Raw genomic sequence first — 12,446 nt, 5'->3', positions numbered from 1 at the left:
CCCCACCACCAGAACAAACAGGATGAAAAAACCCCATTGAAATTGCGCTCCGGTACCTGGGTGTTCAGAGCCAGCCGAGCTTGACGGCTTGCATGCCCGCCTGGAAGCGGGTTTCCGCTCCTAGCCGGGAGATCAGCTCGCGGACCCTGCGGTGCGCGGTTCGGGCGCTGAAGCCCATCAACCGGCCGATCGTGTCGTCCGTGGCACCGGAGGCGAGCAGCGATAGGATCCACCGCTCCTCCTCGGTCGGCTGTAGCTCGTTGCCCACCAGGTCCTGGTCCGCGGTGAACGGCGCGGCGAAGCGCCACAGGTCCTCGAAGATCCTCGCGATCGCGGCCAGCATCGCCGAGCTGCGCACCACCACGGCACTTTCCACCGAGGTCTCGCTCACGGTCAGGGGCAGCAGCGCGATCTCGCTGTCGACCATGATCAGCTTGGTCGGCGCCACGTGGATCACCCGCGCCTGCTCGCCCATCGCAACCAGTTTGGTGGTGATGTCCAGCTGCGGCGGCCGCGCCAGCGCGGACCGGTCGTAGAGCACCTGGTACTGGACACCTTCGGCGAGCTTGCGGGACTCCAGCGAGTCCAGCGGCCCGGTCGTCACGTACGGCGGCTTCGCCACGCCCTGGACCAGCTGCGTCGCAGTGCGCTGCAGCTCGTATGCGGCCCAACCGACCCGCCTCGCCCCCTGCACGACCTGCAGCACGCCGCCGTTGCCGGACTGCGCCCGGGCGGCGCGAGCCACCGACGCGACCTGCGCCTGCACGGCCCGCTCGGTCAGCGGCTCCGTAGCGGCGGTGTCTCTGGCCCGCTCGTCGACCGCAGTCGGCGACTGCGTCAGCTCTTCGGTGTATCCGGGAAGCACGGCACACCCCCTCCTCGATGTGCCCTGGCGGCACCGATTCGGCTGGCACCGCGTTGGACACTGACACCCCCGTCGTTTTGCAACGTATCCACCGGGGACGACCGCTGGAACCGACTTTTGCACGATCCAGCGGATCGACCTTTGATTGCCACCGTTCGGCGGCATCCCGGCGTCCCCCGAGTGCAGCAATCAGAAGCACAACGGGCCCTCCCCGGGGATTCGGGGAGGGCCCGCGTGCCGCACTGCGCTAGCGGATCAGAGGTCGCCGATCTGCAGCAGGTCGGCGATGGTGCCCTCCGGAGCGCTCTGGATCACGCCCTTGGAGGCCTGGCCCTGCAGCCCGGTGATCACGTCCGCGGGCTTGGCGTCCGGGTTGGCCTGCAGGTACAGCGCACCGACGCCGGCCACGTGCGGGCTGGCCATCGAGGTGCCACTCAACGTCTCGGTGCCGCCACCGGGGACGGTCGACACGATGTCCACGCCGGGGGCGTAGCCCTCGACGGTGGCGCCGAAGTTAGTGAACTCGGCCGAGGTGTCGGTGTTGTCCGACGCGGCGGTGGTGAACACCCCCTCCGCGCTGGCCGGGGAGACGTTCTCGGCGTCCTGGCTTTCATTACCGGCCGCCACCGCGAGGAAGACGCCGCTGTCGACCAGCTTGGTCGCGGCCTCGTCCAGCGCCGGGTCCTTCGGGCCGCCCAGCGACATGTTCGCCACCGAAGCGCCCTGGTGGTTCTTGGCGACCCACTCGATGCCCGAGACGACCTGCTCGGTCGTGCCGCTGCCCTGGTCGTCGAGGACTCGGACGCCGACCAGCTTCACGCCCTTGGCGATGCCGTAGGTGTCGCTTCCGATGGTGCCGGCGACGTGGGTGCCGTGGCCTTGCTTGTCCGTGCCGTCGCCACCCGTGGCGTCGAAGCCGATCTTGGCGCGCCCACCGAAGTCGGGGTGGGACGGGTCGATGCCGGTGTCGATGATGTAGGCGGTGACACCTTCACCGGTGCCCTTGGGGGCGTAGCTGTCGTCCAGCGGCAGGTCCGGCTGGTCGATCCGGTCCAGGCCCCACGAGCCGACCGCCTTCTTCTTCGAAGGCTCGACCGCGATGTGGTAGCTCTGCGAGACGTTCTCGACCTTGCCGCTGGCGCGGACCGCGTCGAGCTGCGCCGGGGTCAGCTTCGCCGAGAACCCGTTGAGCGCCTTGTCGTAGACGTTGCGGGCCTGCACGCCGAGCTCTTCGGCGACGCCCTGCGGAGCGATGCCTTCCTTCAGGTTGACGATGTAGACGTCCGAGTCCCCGTCCTGCACCGCTGCCTGCGAGTGCAGGGTCAGCGGCGCCAACTCGATGCGCGGCTGCGCGCCTGCCGGTGCACCGGCGAACACGAGCGCCGCCGCGGCAACCCCTGCCCCGGTGCCGTAAAGCAGCTTCCTCATGTGTCCCCTCCTCCGTCCATTCGCTCGGGTGGGGCCGAGCGAAAGATGGTTCACACCAGAACGTAACCAGGGAAAACACACGTTCGGGTGACGTTGGCGAATTGTCGCCACACAATCGGGCGGTGGGGTGAACGAATTCCCAGCTCTGGGTTTCCTTATCGGGAATGAGCAGGCAAAACCGCGCCCGCCGGGGTTTCCCGACGGGCGTGGTGGTTCGTCCTGCTAGTCCCGGTTTGCGCGTTTCAGGTCGCGGCCACCCAGCGTCGCAATCGGAGCCGAACGGCTTCCACGTACTCGGGCGCGACTTCCGAAACCTCGTCGATCGACGCGGCGCCATCGGGGGCGACGCCGTAGGTCATCCCGTAGTACAGGTACAGCGCGCTCTCCTGCTCCAACGGGAGATCGCCCTGGAGCAGGCTGACCCGGGGGGCCTGCCGGACCGCGTCCTTGCCGACCGCGACGGTGAGCGTGTCGCCGTCGAAGGCCGCGCCCTCCAGCGGCACGAAGCTCTCGTTCGTGCCGAACAGTCCAGTTTGGACGGTGATCCAGGCGGGCTGCTCGGTGTCGTCGTCGATGAACAGCTGGCCGACGATGCCGATCCGAGATCCTTCCGGATCGAAGACCTCGCACCCGAACATCCGCAACGCTTCCCGCTGGCCGATCATCGCCGCCTCCTCCCCTGGCCCTCCCCTGGCCCTCCCGGTCAGTCTGCCCCTGGACCCGTCCGACCGGCACCTCGGAACGGCTGGTTCAGGACCGTTCATTCGCGCGTTCCCCGGTGCTGGCACCCTCGGAAGCGCGCCCGGCATCCACGCCGGCGCCCAGATCAACAGGTACGGAGTTCCCGATGTCCCAGCCCGTCGACCGTCCCGCCCCGCCGATCAGCGCGGAAATGCGGGAGCACGCCAAGCAGAACCCCGACAGCTGGCTGTACATCGCCGACCCCGGCTACACCGCCGACGGCGAGGAGGTGCCGCCGGAAGGCATCGTCGGCGCCTACCGCATCGACGCCGACGGCGAGATCGACGAGCGCTTCCAGTTCAACGACGCGTACCAGCCGTCCGAACTCGCGGCGAACCAGCAGGAACCGACCAACGAGCTGGAGCACGTGCTGGCCCGGATCGCGGCCTGCCAGCTCCCGGAGTCCGAGCTGCCCGCGGCGGTGCTCGCCGCCGAGGTGCTGCTCTACGCGCCGAGCGCGGACGACCCGATGATCTACACCGCAGAGATGTCCGACGGCAGCCAGCTGGTCCCGGCTTGCACCTCGGCCTCCCGGGTTCCGGCCGACTGGCCGGGATTCCGCAGGGTGCCAGGGCGGGCGCTGCCGGAACTGCTCAACGGCCTCGACCTGGGCCTGAACCTGAACGACGCGATCCAAGCGGTCATCCCGCACGCAGTTCTCGCCCAAGCCGCAGCACAACGCGGCTGATCGCGGATCCCAGTTTCAGTTCAAACTGGGATCCGGTCACCCCAGGAGGTGGCGGTTTCAATTGAAACCGCGGGCACCGGGGGGAGAACCCGATGACTGGCCGGGGCCGGGCCTTGTGCCTAGCCTCGGCAGGGTGACCGGTGATCACGGTCCCGGCCCCATCGAGGACTACGCCCTGCTGTCCGACCTGCGCACGGCCGCACTGGTCGGCAAGGACGGCTCGATCGACTGGCTCTGCCTGCCGCGCTTCGACGCGCCGTCGTGCTTCGCCCGGCTGCTCGGCAACGACCGCGACGGCCACTGGCAGATCGCGCCGACCGCGCCGGTGCGCGCGGTCCACCGCCGGTACCGGGACAACTCCCTGGTGCTGGAGACGGATTTCCACACCGAAGACGGGGTGCTGCGGTTGATCGACAGCATGCCGCCGCATGAGAAGAACCAGCACGACCAGCCCTGCCTGGTGCGGATCGTCGAAGGCATCTCCGGCGAGGTGGACATCAAGCTCCGCTGGGTGGTCCGCTTCGCCTACGGCGACGCGGTGCCCTGGGTGCGCCGGGTGCGCGAAACCGACCCGGTGCTGGACGAATTCATCCTCGCCATCGCCGGCCCGCACACCGCGGTGCTGCGCGGCGACATCCTGCCGCGGCGCGCCGAGCACGAGCGGGCGCACGAACTGGTGCTCACGGTGCGCGCCGGGGAGCGGCTTTCCTGGGTGATGCGGCATGACCCGCGACCGCAAGAGCCGCCGCAATGGCACCTGAGCACTTTTCACTGTCACGGCCCCAACCCACTCACGGCCCCTGATCTGCAGAAACCCCGTCCCGGGGAGGAGGTCTTCGAGCGACTTCCTCTTTCACCGACCAGAAATCCCCACCGCGTCGCTCGACGCCCCACGGCCCGAGCCGCCGCAAGCGCCGAAGGCGCTTAGCCCGATGCCGCGTATTGGTCAATCACAAGTCGGGGGTCCCGGAGCCAGGCGACTTCTGAGGTTCCGCCGCCCGCACCGCCAAGCAAGGCGAGCCTGGAACACCTCAATCCAGGTGTTCGGCGATGAAAGTTGTTATTTTTTCGGGTGATCCGGGGCGGGCGAAAAGGTAGCCCTGGCCGGTCTCGCAGCCGATGTCCGCCATCCGGCGGGCCTGCGCCTGGGTCTCCACTCCTTCTGCCGTGACGGTCAGGCCTAAGGCGTGCGCGAGGTCCACCAGCGTGCCGACGATGCGCGCGTCGACCGGGTCGGCCCGCTCCGCGTCGCGCAGGCCCTCCATGAACGAGCCCGCGATCTTGAGCTCGTGCACCGGGAGATGCCGCAGGTAGGCCAGGTTCGAGTACCCGGTGCCGAAGTCGTCGATGGCGATCCGCACGCCCATCCGGGACAGCGCGCGCAGGGCATCCAACGGCTCGTCGGCGGTGCCCATGATCGCGCTCTCGGTGAGCTCCAGCTGCAGCCGGGACGGCTCCAGGCCGGTCTCGGCCAGGATCTCCGCGACGTCGGCCACCAGGTTCGGGTCCCGCGACTGCCGCACCGCCAGGTTGACGCTGACGAACGGCGCCGCCGCCCCGAAGTCGTCCTGCCACTGCTTCGCCTGCCGGCACGCCTCCCGCAGCACCCAACGCCCGAGCGCCACGATCAGCCCGGTCTCCTCGGCCAGCCCGATGAACCGGTCCGGCCCCAACCGTCCCAGTTCCGGATGCGCCCAGCGGACCAGCGCCTCGACACCGACCACGCTGAAGTCCCGCAGCCCGATCAGCGGCTGATAATCCACGTAGAACTCTTCGCGCTCCAGCGCGGCGGGCATCTTCGCCGACAGGTGGAACTGCGCGACCTCGGTGGCGTTGCGGTCCGGGTCGAACAGCGCCCACCGGCTCTTGCCCTCGGACTTCGCCCAGTACAGCGTCACGTCGGCGTCGCGCATCAGCTCGGCCGCGGTCTGCCCGGACACCGGACGCTCGACGATGCCGATGCTGGCCGACACGGAGAGCTCGTGGCCACCGATGCGGATCGGCTCGTCCAGCGCGTCCAGCACGGTGTCGGCGATCTCGATGGCCTGCTCGGTGCCGAGCGAGTTCTGGATCAGTATCACGAACTCGTCGCCGCCCATGCGCGCGACCAGCCGGTCGGCTCCGTGCACCGCGGTGGCGAGCCGGTCGGCGACCGCCTGCAGCAGGTCGTCGCCGACGTGGTGGCCGAGGCTGTCGTTGATGACCTTGAAGCCGTCGAGGTCCATGTAGCACAGCGCGACCCGCTCGCCGGACTCGTGCGCGCGCAGCACCCCGGTGAGCCGTTCCAGGAAAAGCGCCCGGTTGGGCAGTCCGGTCAGCGGATCGTGCATCGCCTGGTGGCGCAGGCGTTCCTGCAGCATCCGCTGGTCAGTGACGTCTTCGATCAGCGCCACCTGGTACAGCGGCAGGCCGTCCTCGCCGCGGACCAGGGACACGATCAGCTCGGTCCACACTGTGCCGCCGTCGGGGCGCTTGAACTGCTTCTCCGCCCGGAGCTGGTCGCGTTCGCCGCGCACTAGCTCCTCGTACATCCGCCAGGTGCTGTCGGGGTCGTCCGGGTGCATCATGTCCTGCACCATCATCCGGCGGAGTTCCTCCGTGGTCCGCCCCATGATCCGCGTCAGCGAATCGTTCACCTCGAGTATCCGGCCGTTCATGTCGCCGATGCCGATGCCGATCGCGGCCTCGGCGAAGATCGCGCGGAACCTGGCCTCGCTGGTGCGCAGCGCCTGCTCGACCGCATCGCGCGCGTCCAGCACGGCCTGCCGGATCGCCTCCTGCTCGTCCAGGGTCCGCTTGCGGGCGGCCTGGAGGAAGCCGGAGCACAGCTCGCCCTGCAGCGCGGCCACGCGCCCGCGCCAGCCGGGACTGCTGCCCAGCCGCAGGATGTCCAGGATCTCGTCGCCGATCAGGTCGACGGTGCGGGCCAGCGACTCCGCGCTGGTGAAGTGCACCGCGACCAGGTCCACCCCGACCGACCGCGCGGCGGACGGGTCGAACGGATCGCTGAGCAGCGCATCGACCAGGCGATCTGTGTAGCCGTACAGCCGGCCTTCGACCTCGACGCTGGTCATCGGCACGTAGCTGGTGCCCATCAGGGCCTGCGCCCAGACAGCCGCGAAGCGTCGTCGATCGGCTCGGTTCACCTCGGCGACCACCCCGTGAACGCTGGGCACCGGCGCTGTCCAGCCAGTCATGCCTGGGCGCCCTCCACTCGTCCTACTCGCCTGGGCCGTTCGTTCGGAGCATACGACCGGACGGGTCCGGCGGTCGAACATCATGTACGCACCCGGGGTAGCTGTACACCTCATTCGAGCAGGCCATCCAGGTGGCCAAGCCCCGTTTTGCAGCTACCGTCCGCAACTAGTTGATCGCGCGCAGCGCTGCATTACTAATACATCTGATGTTTTCGACGCGCAGCCAGCGGTTGTGCGCGGCCTAGAACTACACCCCGGAGGACCCGCGGTTCACACGCGGTGTCCGGATTGGGCCATTCTGGTTAAAAACTAACACAGGGTCTACATCTCACGAAAACCTCTCGCCACACTTTCGGGGCACGACGCCTGGTCCCCCGACGACGCACCGCAACTACACGCCGAGAGGCATCGATGAGCCTTCCGAGTGGACGTGGTCGCCGATTACACCTGATCTCCTTAATATCGGTTGCCTGCGCAGGCGTTCTTCTCCTGTGCTCGCCCACGCAAGCCGGCACACCCCTTCCGGGAAGGGAAAGCGCGATGAGCACGCAGGTGACCGAAGAACCGCCGAGCGGAACCGATACCAACGCCACGATGGGCTCGCAGATCCGCAAGCACGAGGGCGGCGGCGATGACCCGCTGCTGACCCCGGACGTCGACCCGCTGGCCACAGTGGCCGGCATGGACGTCGCCAGCTACCAGCGCAACGTGAACTGGAAGTCCTGGTGGGACCAGGGCATGCGGTTCGCCTACGTCAAGGCGACCGAGGGCACGAGTTACAAGAACCCGTACTTCGCCCAGCAGTACAACGGTTCCTACAACGTGGGCATGATCCGCGGGGCGTACCACTTCGCGCTGCCGGACCGCTCCAGCGGCGCCGCGCAGGCCAACTACTTCGTGGACAACGGCGGCGGCTGGTCCAAGGACGGCAAGACCCTGCCGGGCGCGCTGGACATGGAGTACAACCCGTACGGGGGCACCTGCTACGGCAAGTCCAAGAGCGGGATGACCGCCTGGATCAAGGACTTCAGCGACACCTACCACTCCCGCACCGGGCGCTGGCCGGTCATCTACACCAGCACCAGCTGGTGGAACCAGTGCGTGGGCGGCGACTTCAGCTCGACCAACCCGCTGTGGGTCGCCCGCTACGCGAGCGCCGTCGGACAGCTGCCCTACAACTGGGGCATCTGGACGATCTGGCAGTACACGTCGTCGCCGCTGGACAAGAACGCGTTCAACGGCACCTACGACCGCCTCCAAGCGCTGGCCAACGGCTGACGCGAGAACCGCGCGGTGCCGGCGAGCCCGGCACCGCGTCGTGCGGTTCGGGGTGGATGGCGTTTTCGCGCGAAAACGTCGCTTCCGCGGCCGGGGCGAGGCACCGATTCCGCGCATGCTCCAAGTACTGCGCGCTGCGCAGGGCAGAATCCCTCGCATGGGTGAGCGCAAGATCGGTTTGGTCGCGACGATCGCCGTCGCCGTCGTGATATTCGTCGGCGCCAGCGTCTCCTTGCTCATCTTCGATCCGCGGACCACCGGCGCCGATGCCCTGCGAACCGGCGGGCTGGCAGCGGGATCGGTGGTCGCTCTTTACGCCCTGTGGCTCAACGACCGGCGTCGGCGCGTCGAGGAGAAGCGGCAGGAGCTCGACAGCCAGCGGCAGGAGGTGGATCGGCAGCGCTACGCGCTCGAACAGCAGCGGCAGGCCCTGGAAGACCGGCGGACCGACCAGGATCGGGACCGCGCCGCCGATGAGCGCTTCGCGCGGTCGGTCGAGCTGCTCGGCAACGACGCCGACCAGGTGCGGGTCGGCGCCATGCACGCCCTCGCCGGTCTCGCCCGCAGCAATCCCGACTACACCCAAACCGTGCTCGACGTCCTCTGCTCCTACCTGCGGCGACCGTTCGACCATCCGAAGTGGACGCCGCGCTCGGAGTTGCCGGCCGATCCTGGCGAATGGCCGGAGGTCAGCCCCGAGCTGGAGGGCGAACGGTACGTCCGGCAGACGGCGCAGCGCCTGATCCAGAACCTGTTGCCCAGCACCGCCGACCCGGATCCGGCGATCTACGAGCTCGACCTGACCAGGGCTTGGCTGGAGCGGTTCAACCTGTCCGACCGGGTCGTGGGCCGCATCGCCGCCTACCGGTGCCGGTTCCGGTACACCACGAACCTCAACCGCGCCGTCTTCCACGGCCCGGTGCACTTCCGCGACAGCGTCTTCGTGGGACGGATCAGGGCGGAGCAGACCCGGTTCCGGCAGAAGCTGGAACTGCGCGGGATCGTCACGCACGGGCCATGCGGTTTCGAGCGCGCCGAGTTCGAAGGCGCCGTGGACCTCAAGCGAGCGGTGTGCCGGGAGGGCATCTACTTCGACGGCGCCCTGTGCACCGCTCCGCTGGACCTCCGCCACGCGCGCTTCCTCGGAGGCGCTGACCTGCACTTCGCCGATCCCGCTCCGACTGCGCAGCTTGACGAGGTCGAGATCGCCGGGAAGTCGCGGCTGCCGGCCGCCTGGCAGGTTCCGGGAACCGATCACGCAGTCGATCTCACCGGGCAGAATCCCTCGCATGGGTGAGCGCAAGATCGGGCTGATCGCGACGATCGCCGTCGCCGTCGTGCTCCTCGTCGGCGTCAGCATCGCCTTGCTGGCCTTCGACCCCCGGACCACCGGCGCGGACGCGCTGCGGACCGGCGGGTTGGCCGCCGGTTCGGTCGTCGCGCTCTACGCGCTCTGGCTCAACGACAGGCGCAGGCGCGTCGAGGAGGAGCGGCAGAAGACCGAGCTGCAGCGCCACGAGTTGGAGAACCGACGGGCCGACCTCGACCGCGACCGGGTCGCCGACGAGCGCTTCGCCCGCGCCGTGGAACTCCTCGGGCACGAGGCCGATCAGGTCCGGGTCGGCGCGCTGCACGCCCTCGCCGGGCTCGCCCGCAGCAACCCCGACTACACCCAAACCGTGCTCGACGTGCTCTGCTCCTACCTGCGGCGACCGTTCTGGCACCACCGCCACACCGATGACGCCCCGGCGTCCGCCGGAACCCCCTTGAACACCGACGACGACGGGCCGGTGCAGTGGTCCCGGGACGCGAAGGACGGCGCCGAGCGGAAGCTGCAGGTGCGGCTGACCGCGCAGCGGCTCATCGCCGACCTGCTCCCGGCCGCCGGTGACGAGGCCGCGCCGGCCTACGACCTCGACCTCACCAACGCCTCGCTGGAGTACTTCGACCTGTCCGACCGGAAGGTCGGGTCGTTGATCCTGCGGTACGGGAAGTTGTTCAGCGACAACAACTTCAGCCGCTGCGAGTACCACGGGGAGGTGTGGTTCACCGGCACGGCGGTCGGCGCCGGGCGGCTGTACGGGCGGTTCCGCTGCGACGACGCGGTTTTCCACCAGCGCGCCTGGTTCCCCGGGGTCGAGTTCAACGGCCGGGCGAGCTTCCGGCGGACCCGCTTCCACGGCCAGACGAGGTTCGCCGACAGCCGGTTCGCCGACGCGGTGTTGATGACGCGGGCGGAATTCCACGGTCCAGCCGACTTCCGCGCGGTCCACTTCGAGCACGACGCCGACCTGAGCGGCACGACGTTCCACGCCGAGACCCAGCACACCGGCATCACGACCAGCCCGGACCGCGAGGTCGTCCTCCCCGACGGCTGGAAGGCCGTGAGCGCGTAGCCCGAGAAGGGGGTGGCCGGGCGCCGGGTCGGGGGCAGAGCGCCCACCACCATGCGGTCCGGCGACGGGGAGGGGGTTCCGCCGGACCAGGTCTCGCGGTCAAATGCGCAGGCGCGCAAGGGTTTCGGTGTTGAGGTGGTGTCGCCCGGTGGACTCGGCTTGCCGTTGTCGCTCCGCTTCGACCTCTTCGATCAACTGCCACACGTTCAACGCGCCGTCGCCTGCACCGGCGTGCTGCGCGCGCGGAGCGCGGACCAGCAGCATGCTCGCGATCAGCACGTTGACCAGAACCAGAGTGCTCACCTGAAGCCAGAACATGGTTTCTCCTCGTCGTTGTGGGTTGCGTTTGCGCTGGTCAGGGGTCGTGAGTGCGAGAACCGGTAAGAGCCGGTTTTCGCACTCCCGACCACCGGGCACTGATCCGCCGCCAGCAGTCCATGCAGGTGTCCTCGTCGATCCACTCGATCTCCGGCGGAAGCCGCTGCACCTGCCACGCCTCAACCTCCACGCCGCAGAACGAGGCCACCGCCGCATGCGGATCAGCCCGCTTCGCGGCGACCCCGAACGCATGCCGCCCAACCCCCACCGGCCGCCAAAACCAGTCCACCCCAGCCGTTTCGAACACCCCCGCCTCCTGACCAGTTTGTTTCTAAGACAAAGCTATGGCATTGGGTCTATAAATAGTCCCAGGGACAAGCCAGGTTGACCACATCGAGTGATCACTGCACGACATAGGGTGAAGACATGGCGAACACCGCGAAAGCTCGCGTACTCGGCGCGGAACTCCGAGACCTCCGCAAGCAAGCTGGGCTCACCGTGCGCGGGCTAGAAGAGCGCCTCAACTTCTCGCGCTCAACGATCAGCCGGATCGAGTGCGGTGAGAAGGTGCCGAGCGCCGAGGACCTCGGTGCCATGCTCGCCATCTACAACGTCACTGGGGCACGTCGGAACGAGTTGGTCGAGGCGGCCAAAGAAGCAGATCAACCGAACTGGACCGAGGTCGGCCCCACCGGAATCCCACGCCAGCTCTCCGCATTGCTGGAGTTCGAACGCGAAGCAACGCGCATCAGCGATCTTTCTTTGATCAGGGTGCCAGGCCTCTTGCAGACCGCGGATTACGCACGGGCCGTGTTTCGCGGAGGCGGGATTTCGCCCGAGCGAATCGAGATGCTCGTCGCGATCAGGATGGGGCGGCGGGAAGTGCTGACACGAGCTTCGCCCGTCAAGTTCGTTGCCCTCATTGACGAAGCCGTGCTCCGGCGGCCGGTCGGCGGCAGTGAAGTCATGGCCGACCAGCTCAGGCACATCCTGAAGACTGCCGAACTCGACACCGTCACGGTTCAAGTCCTGCCGTTTGACCTGGGTGCCCACATTGGACAGGACGGGTCGCACATCTTGTTGGAGTTCGCGAAGGCCGACCCGATCGTTCATCTGGAGCATCGCCGCTCGGGACAGTTTCTCGACAAACCGGAAGACACGACCGATTTTCGCGACCTCACGGCTACGCTCCAAGCGGATGCGCTGGGAGCGGATCAGTCTGCGGCGTTGATCCGCTCCTACCTTGATGGCTTGGAGGGGTGATGACAAAAGAATTCATGCGCTGGCGGAAGTCCAGCCGCTCTGGACCTGACACCAACTGCGTCGAAGTCGGCTGGCGGAAGTCCAGCTACAGCGGGACGCAGTCCAGCTGTGTCGAGGTTGGCCTCGGGGTGGATGCCGTCGGGGTTCGGGACACGAAGGATCGCGACGGTGGGCGCTTAGCCGTGCCGGTGCGCACCTGGCACCGGTTCATCGGCGCCGTCAAGGGCGGCGTCTTCGACCACTAGCCGATGAAGCGAACGGCCCGTTCGCCT

The 12,446-nt window shown here is 68.1% G+C and carries 13 protein-coding genes; 7 read left to right on the top strand and 6 right to left on the bottom strand.

Annotated elements, in window-relative coordinates; translation table 11 throughout:
- Positions 1 to 64: 64 nt before the first annotated feature.
- From DL519_RS31740 to DL519_RS31730, 3 genes are all read right to left on the bottom strand, one after another.
- Positions 65 to 865 carry a helix-turn-helix domain-containing protein gene (locus DL519_RS31740; RefSeq protein WP_190820262.1) on the bottom strand — a complete coding sequence of 267 codons (801 nt, stop codon included), beginning with the start codon at positions 863 to 865 and terminating at the stop codon, positions 65 to 67.
- 255 nt (positions 866 to 1,120) lie between these two features.
- Positions 1,121 to 2,293, bottom strand: a complete 1,173-nt coding sequence (locus tag DL519_RS31735) for a S8 family peptidase (protein WP_190820260.1) — start codon at positions 2,291 to 2,293, stop codon at positions 1,121 to 1,123.
- A 242-nt stretch (positions 2,294 to 2,535) separates the two neighbouring features.
- Positions 2,536 to 2,958 (bottom strand): PRC-barrel domain-containing protein, encoded by a 423-nt coding sequence (locus DL519_RS31730; RefSeq protein WP_190820258.1) that lies wholly within the window; start codon positions 2,956 to 2,958, stop codon positions 2,536 to 2,538.
- A gap of 182 nt (positions 2,959 to 3,140) precedes the next feature.
- On the opposite strand from DL519_RS31730, the gene DL519_RS31725 reads away from it, so the two are divergent.
- Together DL519_RS31725 and DL519_RS31720 are read left to right on the top strand one after the other, a co-directional pair.
- Complete coding sequence (locus DL519_RS31725; protein WP_190820256.1) at positions 3,141 to 3,722, top strand: type VII secretion system-associated protein; 582 nt, start codon at positions 3,141 to 3,143, stop codon at positions 3,720 to 3,722.
- Positions 3,723 to 3,855: 133 nt separating this feature from the next.
- Positions 3,856 to 4,650 (top strand): trehalase-like domain-containing protein, encoded by a 795-nt coding sequence (locus DL519_RS31720; protein WP_223839799.1) that lies wholly within the window; start codon positions 3,856 to 3,858, stop codon positions 4,648 to 4,650.
- A gap of 103 nt (positions 4,651 to 4,753) precedes the next feature.
- Here the strand turns inward: DL519_RS31720 and DL519_RS31715 are convergent, their stop codons facing one another.
- Positions 4,754 to 6,919: a putative bifunctional diguanylate cyclase/phosphodiesterase gene (locus DL519_RS31715; protein ID WP_317891405.1), complete on the bottom strand. Its 2,166-nt coding sequence runs from the start codon at positions 6,917 to 6,919 to the stop codon at positions 4,754 to 4,756.
- 540 nt (positions 6,920 to 7,459) lie between these two features.
- Here DL519_RS31715 and DL519_RS31710 point away from each other — a divergent pair.
- From DL519_RS31710 to DL519_RS31700, 3 genes are all read left to right on the top strand, one after another.
- Positions 7,460 to 8,197 (top strand): lysozyme, encoded by a 738-nt coding sequence (locus DL519_RS31710; RefSeq protein ID WP_190820254.1) that lies wholly within the window; start codon positions 7,460 to 7,462, stop codon positions 8,195 to 8,197.
- 157 nt (positions 8,198 to 8,354) lie between these two features.
- Positions 8,355 to 9,494, top strand: coding sequence for a hypothetical protein (locus DL519_RS31705; RefSeq protein WP_190820252.1), 1,140 nt, complete (start codon positions 8,355 to 8,357; stop codon positions 9,492 to 9,494).
- Positions 9,487 to 10,593 carry a pentapeptide repeat-containing protein gene (locus DL519_RS31700; RefSeq protein ID WP_190820250.1) on the top strand — a complete coding sequence of 369 codons (1,107 nt, stop codon included), beginning with the start codon at positions 9,487 to 9,489 and terminating at the stop codon, positions 10,591 to 10,593. The genes DL519_RS31705 and DL519_RS31700 overlap by 8 nt, the downstream gene beginning before the upstream one ends.
- A 99-nt stretch (positions 10,594 to 10,692) precedes the next feature.
- Here DL519_RS31700 and DL519_RS31695 read toward each other — a convergent pair whose 3' ends face one another.
- Together DL519_RS31695 and DL519_RS31690 are read right to left on the bottom strand one after the other, a co-directional pair.
- Positions 10,693 to 10,911 carry a hypothetical protein gene (locus DL519_RS31695; protein ID WP_190820249.1) on the bottom strand — a complete coding sequence of 73 codons (219 nt, stop codon included), beginning with the start codon at positions 10,909 to 10,911 and terminating at the stop codon, positions 10,693 to 10,695.
- A gap of 37 nt (positions 10,912 to 10,948) precedes the next feature.
- On the bottom strand, positions 10,949 to 11,218 hold the full coding sequence (locus tag DL519_RS31690) for a hypothetical protein (protein ID WP_190820246.1): 270 nt from the start codon (positions 11,216 to 11,218) through the stop codon (positions 10,949 to 10,951).
- 119 nt (positions 11,219 to 11,337) lie between these two features.
- On the opposite strand from DL519_RS31690, the gene DL519_RS31685 reads away from it, so the two are divergent.
- On the top strand, positions 11,338 to 12,174 hold the full coding sequence (locus DL519_RS31685; RefSeq protein ID WP_190820244.1) for a helix-turn-helix domain-containing protein: 837 nt from the start codon (positions 11,338 to 11,340) through the stop codon (positions 12,172 to 12,174).
- Complete coding sequence (locus DL519_RS31680) at positions 12,174 to 12,419, top strand: DUF397 domain-containing protein (protein ID WP_190820242.1); 246 nt, start codon at positions 12,174 to 12,176, stop codon at positions 12,417 to 12,419. Before DL519_RS31685 ends, DL519_RS31680 begins: the two co-directional genes overlap by 1 nt.
- The last annotated feature ends 27 nt before the right edge of the window (positions 12,420 to 12,446 follow it).

Origin of the sequence: Saccharopolyspora pogona (assembly GCF_014697215.1) — a bacterium.
Classification (GTDB): domain Bacteria; phylum Actinomycetota; class Actinomycetes; order Mycobacteriales; family Pseudonocardiaceae; genus Saccharopolyspora; species Saccharopolyspora hattusasensis.
Note: the sequence above shows the minus strand (reverse complement) of the source record. Positions and strands in the feature narration are given on the sequence as shown.

Coding starts and splice junctions, on each gene's coding strand:
- DL519_RS31680 (WP_190820242.1), top strand. CDS start 12,174: ATGACAAAAGAATTCATGCGCTGGCGGAAGTCCAGCCGCTCTGGACCT.
- DL519_RS31695 (WP_190820249.1), bottom strand. CDS start 10,911: ATGTTCTGGCTTCAGGTGAGCACTCTGGTTCTGGTCAACGTGCTGATC.
- DL519_RS31685 (WP_190820244.1), top strand. CDS start 11,338: ATGGCGAACACCGCGAAAGCTCGCGTACTCGGCGCGGAACTCCGAGAC.
- DL519_RS31710 (WP_190820254.1), top strand. CDS start 7,460: ATGAGCACGCAGGTGACCGAAGAACCGCCGAGCGGAACCGATACCAAC.
- DL519_RS31705 (WP_190820252.1), top strand. CDS start 8,355: ATGGGTGAGCGCAAGATCGGTTTGGTCGCGACGATCGCCGTCGCCGTC.
- DL519_RS31730 (WP_190820258.1), bottom strand. CDS start 2,958: ATGATCGGCCAGCGGGAAGCGTTGCGGATGTTCGGGTGCGAGGTCTTC.
- DL519_RS31735 (WP_190820260.1), bottom strand. CDS start 2,293: ATGAGGAAGCTGCTTTACGGCACCGGGGCAGGGGTTGCCGCGGCGGCG.
- DL519_RS31725 (WP_190820256.1), top strand. CDS start 3,141: ATGTCCCAGCCCGTCGACCGTCCCGCCCCGCCGATCAGCGCGGAAATG.
- DL519_RS31700 (WP_190820250.1), top strand. CDS start 9,487: ATGGGTGAGCGCAAGATCGGGCTGATCGCGACGATCGCCGTCGCCGTC.
- DL519_RS31715 (WP_317891405.1), bottom strand. CDS start 6,919: ATGACTGGCTGGACAGCGCCGGTGCCCAGCGTTCACGGGGTGGTCGCC.